Source organism: uncultured Streptococcus sp. (genome assembly GCF_963521865.1).
Lineage (GTDB): Bacteria > Bacillota > Bacilli > Lactobacillales > Streptococcaceae > Streptococcus.
The window spans coordinates 1-16847 of record NZ_CAUQWY010000017.1 but is presented as its reverse complement, the minus strand read 5'-3'; the positions used below and the strand labels follow the sequence as shown (position 1 = coordinate 16847).

General features: G+C 40.9%; 13 protein-coding genes and 1 pseudogene. 7 read left to right on the top strand and 7 right to left on the bottom strand.

Features of this window, described 5'->3' with window-relative positions; genetic code table 11:
* The first annotated feature begins 9 nt into the window (after positions 1-9).
* On the top strand, positions 10-876 hold the full coding sequence (gene accD / locus RWO85_RS05950) for an acetyl-CoA carboxylase, carboxyltransferase subunit beta (protein WP_314414664.1): 867 nt from the start codon (positions 10-12) through the stop codon (positions 874-876).
* Entirely contained in the window at positions 873-1640 is a 768-nt protein-coding gene (locus RWO85_RS05945; protein ID WP_314414662.1) for an acetyl-CoA carboxylase carboxyl transferase subunit alpha, read from the top strand. The genes accD and RWO85_RS05945 overlap by 4 nt, the downstream gene beginning before the upstream one ends.
* A 265-nt stretch (positions 1641-1905) precedes the next feature.
* Here the strand turns inward: RWO85_RS05945 and nusB are convergent, their stop codons facing one another.
* The 6 genes from nusB to gatC form a co-directional block, all read right to left on the bottom strand.
* Positions 1906-2331 (bottom strand): transcription antitermination factor NusB, encoded by a 426-nt coding sequence (nusB, locus tag RWO85_RS05940; protein WP_314414661.1) that lies wholly within the window; start codon positions 2329-2331, stop codon positions 1906-1908.
* On the bottom strand, positions 2324-2713 hold the full coding sequence (locus RWO85_RS05935; protein WP_314414660.1) for an Asp23/Gls24 family envelope stress response protein: 390 nt from the start codon (positions 2711-2713) through the stop codon (positions 2324-2326). Before RWO85_RS05935 ends, nusB begins: the two co-directional genes overlap by 8 nt.
* 21 nt (positions 2714-2734) lie before the next feature.
* Positions 2735-3295 carry an elongation factor P gene (gene efp, locus RWO85_RS05930; RefSeq protein ID WP_000568643.1) on the bottom strand — a complete coding sequence of 187 codons (561 nt, stop codon included), beginning with the start codon at positions 3293-3295 and terminating at the stop codon, positions 2735-2737.
* Positions 3296-3424: 129 nt separating this feature from the next.
* On the bottom strand, positions 3425-4867 hold the full coding sequence (gene gatB, locus RWO85_RS05925; protein ID WP_054393239.1) for an Asp-tRNA(Asn)/Glu-tRNA(Gln) amidotransferase subunit GatB: 1443 nt from the start codon (positions 4865-4867) through the stop codon (positions 3425-3427).
* Positions 4867-6333 carry an Asp-tRNA(Asn)/Glu-tRNA(Gln) amidotransferase subunit GatA gene (gatA, locus tag RWO85_RS05920; RefSeq protein ID WP_314414658.1) on the bottom strand — a complete coding sequence of 489 codons (1467 nt, stop codon included), beginning with the start codon at positions 6331-6333 and terminating at the stop codon, positions 4867-4869. Before gatA ends, gatB begins: the two co-directional genes overlap by 1 nt.
* On the bottom strand, positions 6333-6635 hold the full coding sequence (gene gatC, locus RWO85_RS05915; RefSeq protein ID WP_314414656.1) for an Asp-tRNA(Asn)/Glu-tRNA(Gln) amidotransferase subunit GatC: 303 nt from the start codon (positions 6633-6635) through the stop codon (positions 6333-6335). Before gatC ends, gatA begins: the two co-directional genes overlap by 1 nt.
* Before the next feature lie 293 nt (positions 6636-6928).
* On the opposite strand from gatC, the gene RWO85_RS05910 reads away from it, so the two are divergent.
* The 4 genes from RWO85_RS05910 (at position 6929) to RWO85_RS05895 (ending at position 11235) form a co-directional block, all read left to right on the top strand.
* Positions 6929-7003 carry a hypothetical protein gene (locus RWO85_RS05910; RefSeq protein WP_232610068.1) on the top strand — a complete coding sequence of 25 codons (75 nt, stop codon included), beginning with the start codon at positions 6929-6931 and terminating at the stop codon, positions 7001-7003.
* Between the two features lie 299 nt (positions 7004-7302).
* Complete coding sequence (locus RWO85_RS05905) at positions 7303-8847, top strand: peptide chain release factor 3 (RefSeq protein WP_314414654.1); 1545 nt, start codon at positions 7303-7305, stop codon at positions 8845-8847.
* A 758-nt stretch (positions 8848-9605) separates the two neighbouring features.
* Positions 9606-10145 carry a DUF5626 family protein gene (locus RWO85_RS05900; protein ID WP_314414652.1) on the top strand — a complete coding sequence of 180 codons (540 nt, stop codon included), beginning with the start codon at positions 9606-9608 and terminating at the stop codon, positions 10143-10145.
* A gap of 502 nt (positions 10146-10647) precedes the next feature.
* Positions 10648-11235, top strand: coding sequence for an ABC transporter ATP-binding protein (locus RWO85_RS05895; protein WP_314414650.1), 588 nt, complete (start codon positions 10648-10650; stop codon positions 11233-11235).
* 204 nt (positions 11236-11439) lie between these two features.
* Here RWO85_RS05895 and RWO85_RS05890 read toward each other — a convergent pair.
* Positions 11440-11642, bottom strand: a pseudogene (locus tag RWO85_RS05890) (hypothetical protein).
* Positions 11643-12406: 764 nt separating this feature from the next.
* On the opposite strand from RWO85_RS05890, the gene RWO85_RS05885 reads away from it, so the two are divergent.
* Positions 12407-16847: accessory Sec-dependent serine-rich glycoprotein adhesin (locus RWO85_RS05885; RefSeq protein WP_314414649.1), on the top strand; the 4441-nt coding region annotated here is incomplete at its 3' end.

Here is a 16847-nt window from a genome sequence, read left to right as displayed (position 1 = left end):
GGGGAATCAATGGCTCTATTTAGTAAAAAAGATAAGTATATTCGAATCAATCCCAATCGTTCGGTTAGGGAAAAACCTCAAGCCAAGCCAGAGGTTCCAGATGAATTATTTTCTAAGTGTCCAGGCTGTAAGCACACCATCTATCAGAAGGATCTGGGAAGTGAGCGTATCTGTCCACATTGTAGCTATACCTTTCGTATTTCTGCCCAAGAACGCTTGGCTTTGACAATTGATATGGGAACCTTCAAGGAATTGTTTACAGGGATTGAAAGCAAGGATCCCTTGCATTTCCCTGGTTATCAAAAGAAACTATCAGCTATGCGTGAAAAAACAGGGCTGGATGAAGCTGTTGTGACAGGAACAGCTCTTATTAAAGGTCAGACTGTGGCTCTTGGGATTATGGATTCCAACTTTATCATGGCATCTATGGGTACGGTTGTAGGGGAAAAAATTACTCGCTTGTTTGAGTATGCGACTGTCGAACAATTGCCAGTTGTTCTCTTCACAGCCTCTGGTGGAGCTCGTATGCAGGAAGGAATCATGAGTCTCATGCAGATGGCCAAGATTTCTGCAGCGGTTAAACGCCATTCAAATGCAGGTCTCTTTTACCTGACCATTTTGACAGATCCAACGACAGGTGGTGTAACAGCTTCTTTCGCTATGGAAGGAGATATCATTCTGGCTGAACCACAGAGCTTGGTCGGTTTTGCTGGGCGTCGTGTGATTGAAAATACGGTTCGTGAAAGCTTGCCTGAGGGGTTCCAAAAGGCAGAATTCCTATTGGAACATGGTTTTGTAGATGCTATTGTCAAAAGAAGAGACTTGCCAGATACGATTGCTAGTCTAGTCAGATTGCATGGAGGGAATCCTAGATGAATATTGCAAAAATAGTCAGAGAAGCGCGTGAGCAGAGTCGCTTGACAACCTTGGACTTTGCGACAGGCATTTTTGATGACTTTATCCAATTACACGGCGACCGTTCTTTTCGTGATGATGGTGCAGTTGTTGGTGGTATTGGTTGGCTTGGAGACCAAGCTGTAACAGTAGTTGGTATCCAAAAAGGCAAGAGTTTACAAGATAACCTAAAACGGAATTTTGGCCAACCGCATCCAGAAGGTTACCGCAAGGCTCTACGGTTGATGAAACAGGCTGAAAAATTTGGCCGTCCAGTAGTGACCTTTATTAATACAGCAGGTGCTTATCCTGGTGTCGGAGCGGAAGAACGTGGTCAAGGGGAAGCTATTGCTCGCAATCTCATGGAAATGAGTGATCTAAAAGTTCCGATTATCGCCATCATTATCGGTGAAGGTGGTTCAGGTGGGGCTCTGGCTCTGGCAGTCGCAGACCGTGTCTGGATGCTGGAAAATTCTATCTATGCCATTCTCAGTCCAGAAGGCTTTGCTTCCATTCTATGGAAGGACGGCAGTCGTGCCATGGAAGCGGCAGAACTGATGAAAATCACTTCGCATGAACTGTTAGAAATGGCAGTGGTGGATAAGGTGATTTCTGAAGCAGGACTTTCTAGCAAAGAACTGATTAAGAATGTCAAAGAAGAACTTCAAGTTGAGCTAGCTAGACTTTCACAAAAACCGTTAGAAGAGTTGTTGGAAGAGCGTTACCAACGATTTAGAAAATACTAATACCTCAGAATACATAAAAACTAGAACTGGCAGTCAGTTCTAGTTTTTATGTGCTTCTTATACTCAATGAAAATCAAAGAGCAAACTAGGAAACTAGCCGCAGGTTGCTCAAAGCACTGCTTTGAGGTTGTAGATAAGACTGACGAAGTCAGTAACATCTATACGACAAGCCGACGTTGACGCGGTTTGAAGAGATTTTCGAAGAGTATTACTCTGTGCAGAGGGGAAAGTCAAAAGGTGCTTGGAAGACCAAACACCTTTTCGATTATTCATTTTCTTCAGTTACAAATTGACTAAGCAGTCCGTTGATAAAGCGGGCTGATTTTTGATCTGAAAAATTCTTGGCAAGTTCAATGGCTTCATTGACTGCTACCAGCTGAGGTGTATCAAATGAAGTGATTTCAAAGATACCTAAGCGTAGTAAGTTTTTTTCGACCAAGGTCAAGCGTTCAACTGTCCAGCCTGATTTGAGGTGCTGGTTGATTTGTTTATCCAACTCGTCTTTTTGAGCTTGAATACCAGAAACCAAGTTCAGAAGAAAGGCAGGGATTTGCACATCTTCATCTTCACGGTCATGCGTGTAGGCAAAGCGACAAGCTGTTTCCATATCTGTGCCGAACTCAAGGCTCATGAGAGCTTGAAAAGCGCATTTTCGAAGTTCGCGTCTAGATTCTAATAATGGACTAGTCATTGAGGAAGTCCTCGTTAAATAGATCTTTCAACTCAGGTTTTGGTGTTTTATCTGGAACGATTCCTGCAACATGGATGTTGACAGCAACAAGTTCAACATCAGCCATATCTCGGACAGCATCTTTAACTGCTTTTTGAATCGCAAGAGCCACTTTTGGTACTTTCACACCGTACTCAAGGTAGAGATAGATGTCAGCAGTTAGTTCTTCGTTGCTTTCTTTTAAGTAGACGCCACGACCAAGAGAGAGTTTTGATAGGGTATCAGATACGGATTTATTTGAAAATGAGTGGACACCTTCAACTTTAGCAGTTGCGATGGCAATGATTTTTTCAAGTACACGTGGAGCGATAACGATTTCGCCAAATTGTTCTTCAATTCCCATAGAATGACCTCTTTCTAGAGATTAGGCACGAGAAACGTAAGTTCCTTCTGCAGTGTTGATGATCAATTTTTGTCCAGCTTCGATGAAGTCTGGAACATTGACAACAAGTCCAGTTTCCATAGTTGCTGGTTTACCAGAACCTGTAACAGTAGCACCTTTGATAGATGGTTGTGTTTCAGCGACTGTCAATTCAACAGTAGTTGGTACAGTTACACCGATTACTTCAGTTCCGTAGAATTGGATTTTTACATCAGAGTTTTCAAGGATGTAAAGCAATTCATTTTCAACATTTACGACTGGGATTTCGTATTGGTCGTAAGTTTCAGTGTTCATGAAGTAGGCAGTTTCATCCATTTTGTACAAGTATTGAGCTGGAACAGTTTCGATAATAGCTTGTTCGAATTTTTCTTCTGGACGGTAGCTTGTGTCAAATGTAGAACCAGTACGGACATCACGCAATTTCATACGCATGATCGTGTTCCCTTTACCTGGTTTGTGGTGGCTAGCTTCCAAAACGCGGATTAATTTTCCGTCTGCAGTTTCAAATGTCATACCAGCTTTCAATTTGCTTGCTTCAATCATGTTTTTACCTCTTTAATAAATATTATTACTCTTCATTTTACCATAAAATCTTCTGGAAATAAAGCCAAAATAGTTATTGAGACATGGTAGGAGCAAAAAACCAACCTCAAGGCTGGTTTCTTTTACATATTAATCTTCTTTCAACTTCGCTAATTCTTGGGCAAGGAGTTTAAGGGCGACTTGTGGGTTGGCTTGGCCTTTGGTTGCTTTCATAAGGAATCCTGTGAAGGCCTTATCTGCATTACGTTTACCTGACTTGAAGTCGGCAACAGCAGCTTCGTTATCGGCAAAGACTTGGTGGATAATTGGAATCAAGATAGCTGGATCTGAGATCTGAACCATACCTGCTTTTTCCACGTATTCACGCGCTCCACCGCCATTTTTAGCTAGGTGGACAAAGACTTTTTTAGCAATCTTAGAAGAGATCGTGCCGTCTTCGATGATGGCAATCATTTCAACCAAGTTTTCTGGTGTCAATTCGATTTGTTCCAGCGTCTTACCTTCTGCGTTCAAGAATTGAGCGACTTCCCCTTGGAGCCAGTTAGAGACTTGTTTAGCATCTCCTCCGAGAGCCACAGCTTTTTCAAAGAAGTCAGAAGTGACTTTGTTTGCGGTCAACTGGCTGGCATCGTAGTCTGACAAGCCAAGGTCAGCCACGTAACGCGCACGGCGTTCTTTCGGAAACTCTGGCAACTCTGTACGCATTTCCTCAATCCACTCGTCTGAAATTTCAAAGAGGGGTAGGTCTGGTTCTGGGAAGTAGCGGTAGTCTGCAGCTCCTTCCTTAACACGCATGAGGATGGTTGCCTTATTAGCTTCATCGTAACGGCGTGTTTCTTGGCGGATTTGACCCCCCGAGCGTAGGATTTCAGCTTGACGTTGGACTTCGTATTCAAGACCCTTGCGAACGTTTGAGAAGGAGTTGAGGTTCTTCAACTCTGTCTTGGTACCGAATTTCTCTTGACCATACGGACGAAGGGAGATGTTGGCATCCACACGCATGGAACCTTCTTCCATCTTAACGTCAGAAATGCCAGCGTACTGGATAACTTCCTTGAGGGCAGTTAGGTAAGCATAGGCTTCTTCTGGCGAACGCATGTCAGCTTCAGATACAATCTCAATCAAAGGAACCCCTTGGCGGTTAAGGTCAACATAAGAGTAGCCATCTGTACCGTGGGTGTTTTTACCAGCGTCTTCTTCTAGGTGAGCGCGTTCAATACCGATTTTTTTAGTTGTACCGTCTTCTAGCTCGACTTCAATCCAACCGTTATAGCCGATTGGCTCATCAAACTGAGAAATTTGGTAGGCTTTAGGATTATCAGGATAGAAGTAGTTCTTGCGGTCAAAGTGCATCTTTTTGTGGATGTCCATATTGAGGGCAAGAGCTGCCTTGATACCGGCATCAACAACACCTTTGTTGAGAACCGGAAGTACTCCTGGGAAAGACCAGTCAATGACGTTAGTGTTGGCATTTTGGTCATTTCCGAAGTGGGCAGAAGTAGGTGAGAAGATTTTTGAATTGGTGTTGAGCTCTACGTGGACTTCAAGTCCAATGACTGTTTCAAAGTTCATTAGTTGTCACCTCCAAAAATCACGGGTTGTTGTTTGTGGTAGTCTGTTGTTGCTTCAAAAGAAGCAGCAGCTTGGTAAATGGTTTCCTCAGAGTACTTAGGACCAATCAATTGCAGACCGACAGGTAGACCTTGAGCGAATCCAGCAGGAATCGAAATTCCTGGGAGACCTGCCAAGTTGACTGGGATGGTCAAGAGGTCAGCCAAGTACATAGCAACTGGATCGTGGTTGAGCGAATCCAAGTCATAGGCAACGCTTGGAGCAGTTGGACCCAAAATCAAGTCATAATCCGCAAAAACTTTTTCGAAATCTTGAATGATAAGGGTACGAACCTGACCAGCTTTCTTGTAGTAGGCATCGTAGTAACCTGATGAAAGACTGAAAGTACCCAGCATGATACGACGTTTCACCTCTTCACCGAAACCTTGGCTACGGCTGTTTACATAGATTTCATCAAGGTTGGTTGCATTTTCTGCGCGGTAGCCGTAACGGATACCGTCAAAACGTTGCAAGTTTGATGAAGCTTCTGATGAAGCGATGATGTAGTAGACGGCAACACCGTATTTAGAGTGAGGAAGGCTGACTTCTTCGACAATAGCACCAAGTTTTTCAAAGTGTTTAGCAGCATTAAGAATGGTTTCTTTAACTTCTGGGTCAATCCCTTCGCCAAGATATTCTTTAGGTAAAGCTATTTTCATGCCTTTGATGTCTTGACCGATTTTTGAAGTAAAGTCGGCAATGCGGACAGGAGCAGAAGTAGAGTCTTTAGCATCTTCGCTGGCAATAGCATTGAGCAAGAGGGCATTTTCCTTAACAGTTGGTGCAAAAGGTCCAATCTGGTCTAATGAGCTACCGAAGGCAATGAGACCGAAACGAGAAACCGTTCCGTAGGTTGGTTTGAGACCAACGATTCCGTTGAAGGCAGCTGGTTGGCGGATAGAACCACCAGTATCAGAACCAAGTGACAATCGTACTTGTCCTGAGGCTACAGCTGCAGCAGAACCACTTGATGAACCACCAGGAACCTTGCTGTGGTCCCAAGCATTTTTAGTGGCACCATAGTGAGAAGTCTCACCTGAACCACCCATGGCAAACTCGTCCATGTTGGTCTTTCCAACTACAATCATTCCCTTAGCTTTTGCATTGGTAACAGCAGTTGCATCAAAGATAGGCTCGTAGTTGTAGAGCATTTTTGAGGCTGCAGTTGTGAGAATGCCGTCTGTAGAGATATTATCCTTAACAGCAAGTGGAATTCCTGAAAGGACATTATCAGCGTCAATTCCAGCTTCATCAATAGCTTTGGCTTGAGCAAGAGCCTGCTCCTCAGCGATAGTAACAAAGGCGTTGATAGTTGTCTCTCGAGACTTGATATCTTCAAGCGTAGCTTGTGTCAATTCAGTTGCTGAAATTTCCTTAGAGACAAGGAGATTGTGCAAGTCTTCAATGGTTTTATTGTTGAAAGTCATTAGGCATCTCCTCCATCGTCTAGGATAGCTGGTACCTTGATATAGTAGTTGTCTTTTTCAGGTACGTTTTTAAACAAGCGATCGCGGTCTGTTCCTTCTTCGGCCACATCAGGGCGGAGTACAGTCTTGCGGTCAGCCATGGTCGTAGTAGGTGCAACACCAGTTGTGTCAACTACGACCAGCAATTCAACCATGTCTACAATCTTAGACAAGGTTGTCGCAAAGGCAGCAGTTTCTTCTTCAGAGAATCTTAATTTTGAAAGATTGGCAACGTGTGTTACCTCTTCTTGCGTAATTTTCATCTTGCATCCTTTCGTGAAATGATGATTTTTAGTCTGTTCTATTTTACCATATTTTCCTATAAATAAGGGAAGGAAAGATGAAAAAAGACAGGTGGAGGCTAGAGAATGTGTTTTAATGATGATTAATTTAAAAAGAGGATTTCAAAGGGGAAATTATATGATACAATGGTATAACAGAGAAGTGAAGACGGTGGTTACGAAATCGAAAGGATGGTGATGCTTATGTGCAGAATCCGTAAAATCTTAGTAGAAAGGAGTAACCAGATTTGTCACCCTTTGAGGCTTTGACGCTCATGTTTGTAGCTGGTAACTTTGTTATCACACTCCTGAAGTTCATCCTTGAATTGGTAAAAGAGACAAAAAAATAGCCGTCCTAACTTTGGCGAGTTAACGAGCTATTTTTTTAGTTATATAATTACAGCCACCGTCTTAAACGGCTCTGTAGGGTGTTGTTGACGCAACACCTTTTTCTATATTCATTGTAACATTTATTTAAAAAATTGCAAGGGGAATTGTTCTACTTTAGCAGTGTCTAACATAAAATAGAAATTGAAAAAAATGCTAAAATCCGATATAATGGAGTGTTGAAAGGAATGGTAAAATCCAATGTAGAAATCATTCTTAGCTATTGAAACAAGAAAAATAGAGAATCAAAGAAAGAGAACTTATGAATATTCAAGAAGAAATTAAGAAACGTCGTACTTTTGCCATCATCTCCCACCCGGACGCGGGGAAAACTACTATTACTGAGCAGTTGCTCTACTTTGGGGGCGAGATCCGTGAGGCTGGTACCGTAAAAGGAAAGAAAACAGGGACTTTTGCCAAGTCTGACTGGATGGATATCGAGAAGCAACGTGGGATTTCGGTGACTTCATCTGTTATGCAGTTTGACTACGATGGTAAGCGCGTCAACATCCTAGACACCCCAGGGCACGAGGACTTTTCAGAAGATACCTATCGTACCTTGATGGCGGTGGATGCTGCGGTCATGGTCGTGGATTCTGCCAAGGGTATCGAGGCTCAAACCAAGAAATTGTTTGAGGTTGTGAAACACCGTGGTATTCCAGTCTTTACCTTTATGAACAAGCTAGACCGTGACGGTCGTGAGCCTTTGGATCTCTTGCAAGAGTTGGAAGAAGTCTTGGGCATTGCTAGCTATCCGATGAACTGGCCAATCGGTATGGGGAAAGCTTTTGAAGGTTTGTATGACCTTTATAACCAACGCTTGGAACTCTACAAGGGGGATGAACGTTTCGCTAGTCTAGAAGATGGGGACGAGCTTTTTGGCACCAATCCTTTCTACGAGCAAGTCAAGGATGACATTGAGCTTTTAAATGAAGCTGGAAATGAATTCTCAGAGGAAGCTATCCTTGCTGGAGAATTGACACCAGTCTTCTTCGGTTCAGCTTTGACAAACTTTGGTGTGCAGACCTTCCTTGAAACCTTCCTCAAGTTTGCTCCAGAACCACATGGGCATAAGAAAACGGATGGTGAAATTGTGGATCCTCACGACAAGGATTTCTCAGGATTTGTCTTTAAAATCCAAGCCAACATGGATCCTCGTCACCGTGACCGTATTGCCTTTGTCCGTATCGTATCAGGTGAATTTGAGCGTGGCATGAGTGTCAACCTGCCTCGTACTGGTAAGGGTGCTAAACTTTCGAATGTTACTCAGTTTATGGCGGAAAGTCGTGAGAATGTGACCAATGCCGTGGCAGGTGATATTATCGGTGTTTACGATACAGGTACTTATCAGGTTGGAGATACCTTGACAGTTGGAAAAAACAAGTTTGAATTTGAACCCCTGCCAACCTTTACTCCTGAAATTTTCATGAAAGTTTCTGCTAAGAATGTCATGAAGCAGAAATCCTTCCACAAGGGGATTGAGCAATTGGTGCAAGAAGGAGCCGTTCAGCTTTATAAGAATTACCAAACAGGTGAGTACATGCTAGGAGCTGTAGGTCAACTCCAGTTTGAAGTCTTTAAGCACCGTATGGAAGGTGAGTACAATGCGGAAGTAGTCATGAGCCCAATGGGGAAAAAGACCGTTCGTTGGATTAAGCCTGAGGACTTGGATGAACGCATGTCATCAAGCCGCAATATCTTGGCCAAAGACCGCTTTGACCAACCAGTCTTCCTCTTTGAGAATGACTTTGCCCTCCGCTGGTTTGCGGACAAGTATCCAGATGTAGAGTTGGAAGAAAAAATGTAACTCAGTACCAACAATTGGAACTAAAGTTCCTAATTGTTGGACGCTAGTCGCTATTTGGCGAACTAGCTAACTGCCTTACTAACTACGTTTGGCAAATAGAATCGATTTGCCAAACTCCGTGTCGTAGTGTAACAATCGCCTTACCTAAACGCTTCACTAGGAAAAATCCACGAATATTATCGATTCGTGGATTTTTCCGTCGTAAGGGGTAGTGGGTGGTCTAGCTAACTGCCTTACTAACTACGTTTGGCAAATAGAATCGATTTGTTAAACTCTGTGTAGTGGTGTAAAAATAGGCTTATCTAAACGCTTCACTAGGCAAAGTCCACGAATGGTATCGATTCGTGGATTTTTCCGTCGTAACTGGTAGGAAGTAGCCTAGCTAACTACCTTACTAACTACGTTTTGTAAATGGAATCGATTTGCCAAACTCCGTGTCGTAGTTCGGTAAATTTACTTGATTGTGTAACAATCTAAGTAACTAATGAGCTTGAGAAAAAAGTTTCTAGTAAGTCCATGTTCAAGCACCTCCTAGAATTTTATTAACTCGGACGGCTTGATGCAGACACCTTTATCATCAGTGACTCATCAGAGTCTATTAAATTATATCATAAACTACTTCAGTCCCGAAAAATCACTCACAATTGTCATTTAACTTTAGATATTTTAAGATTTTTATGGTAAAATGTAAGCGTAAACATAAATGCAAGAAACTCTCTTAATATTCTATGCTTTTAAAAAGATAGGAGGAGTAAATCATGAAAAAGAATTTTATGATTTTCTTAACAGCAGTTGCTAGTTTATTGCTTTTAACAACATTTTCAACTACAAAGGCAGATGAAAATATTGACAATAACGGTAGTTATGAAACAAGAACATCTTTAGTAATGAAAGTTGGGGATTCTGCTACACAAGTATTTACAGATAATTCTGGGCAAGAAAATGTAGTTACCGTTACAAAGGTTGCTGACAGACCTCGAACCAGTTTTAGAAGTGCATGGGAACAAGTTTATAGTGAAAAAGCTAATAGCGGAACTTATTATATAAGTTACAAACGCGGGATATTTAACTGTGGCTTCTATATCACAATAGATACTCGTAACATTACCAGCGCATATGATTTATGGTATTTCCATCTAGTAGGCACAAACTCCGCAAATTTAGTGCATGAAAGTAATAGGAGAGCAACAGCATATTTCACATTTCAACTCGGTGTTCCTTGGATTAACGGCCCAACTTGGAACGGAGCTCTTCGAGCAGAGCTCGACGCAGACTATCTAGTTACACTGGTGAAGTAAAATGGGAATGTTTGGTTTGATGACAGTCGCTCTTACTATAACTCTCTTTCTAATCATCATTTTTTTAATAGTAAAAAATCTTAAGAAATAAACAATTTAAAATATTTAGAGAGCAGATAAAGACACCAAAATTAAATAATTTGGTGTCTTTTATTATGAAATATCCGCCCCTCTCCTTTATTTCACAAAAAGTCCGAAAAACTTCAATTTTTCGGAAAGATACTTTCTTTTAGGAAAGTATCTAAAAAACGATGAAACCCCTTGTGCCTGTAGGAGTTTCTAGCGATGTGTTGTGCGCAAAAAAGTCTGAGAGGTTCTCAGAATCGTCATCTCAGCATCAAATAAACGTGATTTTTGTATGATTAAAACATTTTTCGCCCTTTTTTCTTTACAACAATAATATGATATGATATAATGTAAGCGTATACAGAAGAGGCCGATTCAGTAAAGAAAGCATCATGTAGCTTTCAATTTTAATTTGTTTATAGAAAGGAGAATTCTTATGAATAAACAAATAAAAACTTCAGCCCTTTTAGGGGTATGTATTGTTTCTTTAGGGGTTATTGCTCCTGTTTTAGGAGCGAATCCAGTTGTTGCTGATTCCGTCACAGAGACAACAGTGCAAGGAAATCTTAATAAGATTGATGTTGTTGAAACTCTCTCTGATAATGGCTATCTAGACGTGGATCTTGATGCTAAAAAAGTTACCATTACTGAAAAATATAAGCAGGAGGTATTAGCTAACACTGACACTGACTTATATAATGTTATTTTTACCGAAAACTCAATTACAATAGCTCCTAAATATTCTTTCAGAGACTTCTCAGGATATACTAAAATCGTTTATACTTGGAAAGGATATGATATTTATTTAGATAGCACTGCTGCCAATGAATTTGCTGCTGGATTTGGTGGAGTAGCTACTCTTGCTGCTTTAATTCCTGAACCAACCATATCCAAAATTGTAGCTGCTAGTTTAGGGTCTGTTGCCGCTTTAATTGCTTATAATAATGCTGCCGGACGAGGGGTTATCATTGCTTTTGCAGGACTGTATCCAAAAGGAACTCCACACTGGATAACTTCTCAATGATATATACAAAATTGGTGTTGTTTATTACCTTTCTTGTAATAAGCTTGTTACCTGATAAGATTTTTGGAAAAAATAAAAAAATTTGGAAAATAGTTCTTGCAATATTGACGGCGGCGGCAGCATTGTCATTTATGTACTAAGTTATTTTAAGAATGTAGGGAAATAAACCCTACATTCTTTTTAGTTTTATCTGTTTTCTAAATTCTATTTATCCAAGCGCTTCAAAAGCTCTTGTTTTTATCCTCAAGCTCAGCTCTCCTTTGCTCGATTTCTTCACGTTTTTGGGCGATTTCTGCTTGCGCCTCGGGAGTTTCCAAAGTGCCTTGTGACTTGTGAAATTCTACTAGCATATCAACGATTTTTGGGTCTAATTCGTTGACATAATCAGGATTTGACCATTTCGGCACGTTGCTTGCAGGTGCTTGCTTTTTGCCGCCTTTTTTGGGCGTTTTGGCTTGTTGTTCAGCTTTCTGACTATAGTTGACCTCGTGGAATTTTCGTGCGTTTTATTTTACCTCATTATTCTGTTCTGTAATTAAGTTTTGTTCAGCCTATAGCTGCACCACTAGTAAAGTTTTACGAATGCTATTGTCTGTGGGCTTTTTTAAGTGTAAGTCTCAGAAAGTTAAGGGAGTTTATAGTCTTATTTTACTTGAAAAAATCAAGGCACAAACTAGAAAGTTAGCCATATATAGTTCAAAATATTGAGTTGATATTGAAGATAATGACAAGTTCGCAGATAGATTTAGGATAAAGCGAGGATAACTACTGTTACGTTTTGAGTTTTTGAAGACTATTATCGTTGGTCTCTATATAAATAGAATTATTAAACTCTATCTTCTATTTAGAAAAAATGTGTTGTTTGATTGAATATGTTGTGGAATATTTTTGATTAATTAGATAACTAAAAATTTTAAAATTTCAGGGAGATTGAATATATTTGCGGATAAAATTAAAAATAAGTAAGGGTTGTAATTTCGAAAATATAATAGTATTAGTTTGAGTTATTATAGTGTTTCGATGTGTATATCTAAATAGGTGTTTATTTATTCGTTTTTGATTGGTGCTTGATGTATATATCATATTGACCTTTGTTTGCATTTGAAGTATACTAAAGAGTATGATTAAATTTGATGAGAATTTGAGTTTTTGTTTGGGAAAGGAGTAGAAAATGTTTTTTAGACGTCAGAATGGTCGTTATAGAGAGACAGACCGTGTGACACGTTATAAGTTAATTAAATCAGGAAAACATTGGTTGAGAGCTTCAACCTCTCTTTTTGGCTTGTTCAAGGTTATGAGGGGTGGTGTTGATACGACTCAAGTCATGACTGAAGTAGTAGAAGATAAAGATAACCATTCGATTACAGGATTGGATATTATAAAGGGTATAGCTGCCACAGGAGCTGTCTTAGGTGGAGTTGTTGCGACTGAAACTAAAGTTTTCGCAAATGAAACAGTAGCTTTGGAAAAAACATTAGAAAATCCAGATTTATTGGTTACAAATGATACAGTAGTTTTAGGGACCACTTCAAAAGTAGATACAAGTAAGGTTGCGAGCGAGAGTTTATCAATTTCTCAATCTTTATTTACTAGTGTCTCAGAAAGTATGAATTCTGTTTCTAGCATTTCAGAGAGTATTTCGATTTCTAGTGCTTCAGAGAGTGTTTCAGCAAGCGCAAGTATAATGGATTCGATGACGTTGTTAGGTTCTTCCTCTGTAAATACTAGCCAATCAACAGTACCTGTAAGCAACTCGGTTTCAACTACTATGTCTGAAACAGTTAGCGGATTGGAAGTTCAATCTGAAGATATATTAGGCAAAAAAGGATTATCTAACTTATCTCCTATATCTGAATTGAGGCTTGCTAAATTGGATAGAGGTCCACTTGAGGAGAATGGAGGCATCACTAGCCTTGTTGGAGCTACAGCTGCTACATTAGTATCTTCAGAGATTTCTACTAAACAACAGGATGAAAATCGTAAGAAGCTTGCAAAACTCTCAGCTGAAATGGGTGAGTACCTAGCAAAAGCTGTAGGATTGCCGAATGCGAACTCTGCCATTAGCAAAGTGAATGCTGCTGTTACGGAGATTGAAAAAGCCTTGGCAGATCCGACTAGTGATTTGATATCAGTAGTACAAAAAGCGACTCTAGCTCGTAATTCCATTGTCAATGCCGTTTTAGGTGCACATTCAGGTCAACGTGATAGTCGTAACGGAAAAGCGATAGAGAGAGGAGCGTCCCCTAGAGCATCACTCTCTAGCCGTGCAGCCTCTAATCCGCCTACGATTACGATGCCATCTGATGTCACTTTTTATAATGATGATGCCGTCACTAATTTTCAGATACAATTACGTGATGATAGAGGGATGGATAGAATCAGTGCTTCTGCATCCAATGCTATTATTACAGGTATAACTTCCCCAAACTATCCTGCTACTATTAGAAGAGGGCTAGGGGATTTGTGGACTTATGACTACAGAGGAAATCGAACAGGATTCCAAAAATCATATAACATTGATATAACAGGAACAGTTGGTCGTAAAGGTACTGCTTGGGAACCGTATAGACCAGGTACTTATCCTCTTGAATATACCGTTACAGATATTGATGGTCAGCCTGCTAGAGCTGTTACCAATTTCCATATCAAAGGATTCAATGAGCGACAAAATCCTGTGAGTGGCGCGACTGTCGCAGTAAATGATAAAACAAATTTAAGTCCAACAGAAAGAAATCAAGTCTTGGCTAATTTTAAAACAGCCAATGCGAGCATTCTTTCAAGTACAGACTACAAAAAAGGATCTGAAGAAGGTTCCATCAGTGTAGCTAATAATGGAGATGTTACTATTACTTATCGTGATAGAACATCGGATACAGTCACAAACAATGTTCAGTATGGTGTGGAGAAAGCGACTGACACATTCTATGCAGTAAGTGATGAGTCGCTGTCTAATATAAATCTAAGAAGTCTTGTCCGTCCAGTTGGCGGAGCTTCTGACTTCCCTAGTAGGACAAGATTTGCATGGAAACAAGGTCAAGCTCCTACAATGGTAGCGATGGGAGATCGAGAGAATCTTAGAACTGCAACCTTAACGGTAACTCATCCAGATAACACTACTACGGATTTAACATACAATTACAGAATTTACCAAAAGATTGAGACCAACACTCACAATAGGGTTACAGGTCAATTCTATGGCTTCAAAGGCGGTACTAATGGTCGAACTGCTAGCGGTAGCTTGTCGAATAATATAGGTGGCAATACTAGCTTGTATACCAATGTTGCAGCTCTTCCTGCAAATACAACCTGGACCTATGAGTACAAATTGAATAGTAACTTAAATGGTACAGGCACACTACAGAAAACACCAGTTGGTGGAAAACCAGAATTTAGTAGTGTTTGGAATAATACTCAAGCGCATCAAACAGAGTACCGTGTAGTAGCGACTTATCCAACAGGACGCTTTGGAACTCCGTCTACACAAGATCCTGCTTTGACAAGTGAGACAAGCTTTACTTATACAGTAGTGGATCCAGTTGCTAAACAAACTTATGAAACAACAGCAGGCAATATGTCTCCGTTGTCCACTATTAGCACGACTCCAGGTGAAGCCATTACAAACACTGCTAATACACCAGCAATACCAAGTGGTACAAGCTATGAATGGGAAACCCCATTAAATGAAGCAGCTGTTTCTACTCCAGGTTATATTACTAGAAAAGTTAAAGTAATCTTACCACAAGGTTCTACTGATACAGCCCGTAACAGTACACTGGTTCCTGTAACGATTAAGGTTAACTTGAAGACCCCACAAATTGCAGATGATCAAGTTAAACAACAAGGTGGTCTTCCAGGACGTAGTATTACAGTAACAAATGTAAGTCCAGGTGCAACAGTTACCTTGAGAATCAATAATCAGACTTTCGAAAAGGTAGCTACAGGAGATACAGTAACCTTTGAGAAAGAGAAGCTAGCAGCTGCTAATACTCCTCAAGGCCTTCTTCCTGTTGGCACTGTTACTGTAGAACAGACGATGAACGTTAGAAAACCAGATAATAGCATGGAAACCTTGCGTTCATCTAGTTCAACTAGTATTACAAGAGAAGAAGTGGCTCCTAAGGTTAAGGTTAAGGTAGAAGTTTATGACAGCGTAAACAAAGTTTGGGTAGAAGCTGAGAAGGATACTACGACAGGTAAGAGTAAAATCTTTGCTGGGGATACCTTCCGTGTCATGGTTGAAACGACTGATAATAGTGGTAAGGTTACCAACATTGAGGCATGGAATGATAACAGTTCAGGTGTCGGAAATCCAACGGGTGCTTCCCTTTTAGGTTCGGATGTTCATACTAATGGTGCTGCTGTAGAAGGTGGTACTGGTGGTGATTTCACTGCAAGTGCTGAAAATCCTCAACGTCGCCAAGTCATTACGGATGCTACTTATAATCTAAATAAACAATACAGACCGGATGGGGATGGCAGTCAAGCAAGTGGTAATACTTGGACTCGCTATATTCGTGTGAAAGATTTCTCTGGGAATGAGACACGAGTTGCTTATGGTATTCAGCAAGCACCATTGAGTGAAAAGTATACTCCAAGTACACCTGACACGATTCAGGTAACAAATAAAACGAATCCTTCTCCGAAAGATAGAGAAGAGATTAGTAAAGCAGTAAGAACGAAGAACGCAGGTCTTCCAATTAGTAGAGTTGATGTTGCGGCGGATGGTTCAGTGACGGTTGTGTATACGGATGGTACGAAAGAGTCTCTAAAAGTTGACCTATCAAATGAGAAGTATAGTACCTCTCTATCAACAAGTGTTGTATCATCAACATCAGTTTCAACGAGTGTAATCACATCTAGATCGACATCTGAGAGTGTGATCACCTCACGCTCAACTTCTGAGAGTGTAATCACATCTAGATCAACCTCTGAAAGTATAGTATCTTCACGTTCTACCTCTGCTTCTACATCGACATCAGCAAGTACAGTGACATCAAGAAGCGTTAGCCAAAGTGCATCGACAAGCGCGTCTAATTCAGTCTCAATGAGCGCGAGCCAAAGTGCATCGACAAGCGCGTCTAATTCAGTCTCAATGAGCGCGAGCCAAAGTGCATCGACAAGCGCGTCTAATTCAGTCTCAATGAGTGCTAGCCAAAGCGCTTCAACAAGTGCAAGTCAGTCAGCGTCTGAGTCAGCTTCAACAAGTGCTTCAACGAGCGCAAGTCAATCAGCGTCTGAATCAGCATCGACAAGTGCATCAACGAGCGCAAGTCAATCAGCTTCTGAGTCAGTATCGACAAGTGCCTCAACGAGCGCAAGTCAATCAGCTTCAGAATCAGCATCGACAAGTGCATCAACAAGTGCAAGTCAATCAGCTTCTGAGTCAGCCTCAACAAGTGCTTCAACAAGCGCAAGTCAATCAGCATCTGAGTCTGCATCAACCAGCGCAAGCCAATCAGCGTCTGAGTCTGCATCAACAAGCGCAAGCCAATCAGCATCTGAGTCAGCATCGACAAGTGCCTCAACGAGCGCAAGTCAATCAGCTTCAGAATCTGCATCAACAAGTGCTTCAACAAGTGCAAGTCAATCGGCATCTGAGTCTGCATCAACAA

Bases quoted from the DNA above. Each gene is read 5' to 3' on its own strand.
- accD (WP_314414664.1), top strand. From the start codon at position 10: ATGGCTCTATTTAGTAAAAAAGATAAGTATATTCGAATCAATCCCAAT.
- RWO85_RS05945 (WP_314414662.1), top strand. From the start codon at position 873: ATGAATATTGCAAAAATAGTCAGAGAAGCGCGTGAGCAGAGTCGCTTG.
- nusB (WP_314414661.1), bottom strand. From the start codon at position 2,331: ATGACTAGTCCATTATTAGAATCTAGACGCGAACTTCGAAAATGCGCT.
- RWO85_RS05935 (WP_314414660.1), bottom strand. From the start codon at position 2,713: ATGGGAATTGAAGAACAATTTGGCGAAATCGTTATCGCTCCACGTGTA.
- efp (WP_000568643.1), bottom strand. From the start codon at position 3,295: ATGATTGAAGCAAGCAAATTGAAAGCTGGTATGACATTTGAAACTGCA.
- gatB (WP_054393239.1), bottom strand. From the start codon at position 4,867: ATGAACTTTGAAACAGTCATTGGACTTGAAGTCCACGTAGAGCTCAAC.
- gatA (WP_314414658.1), bottom strand. From the start codon at position 6,333: ATGACTTTCAACAATAAAACCATTGAAGACTTGCACAATCTCCTTGTC.
- gatC (WP_314414656.1), bottom strand. From the start codon at position 6,635: ATGAAAATTACGCAAGAAGAGGTAACACACGTTGCCAATCTTTCAAAA.
- RWO85_RS05905 (WP_314414654.1), top strand. From the start codon at position 7,303: ATGAATATTCAAGAAGAAATTAAGAAACGTCGTACTTTTGCCATCATC.
- RWO85_RS05900 (WP_314414652.1), top strand. From the start codon at position 9,606: ATGAAAAAGAATTTTATGATTTTCTTAACAGCAGTTGCTAGTTTATTG.
- RWO85_RS05895 (WP_314414650.1), top strand. From the start codon at position 10,648: ATGAATAAACAAATAAAAACTTCAGCCCTTTTAGGGGTATGTATTGTT.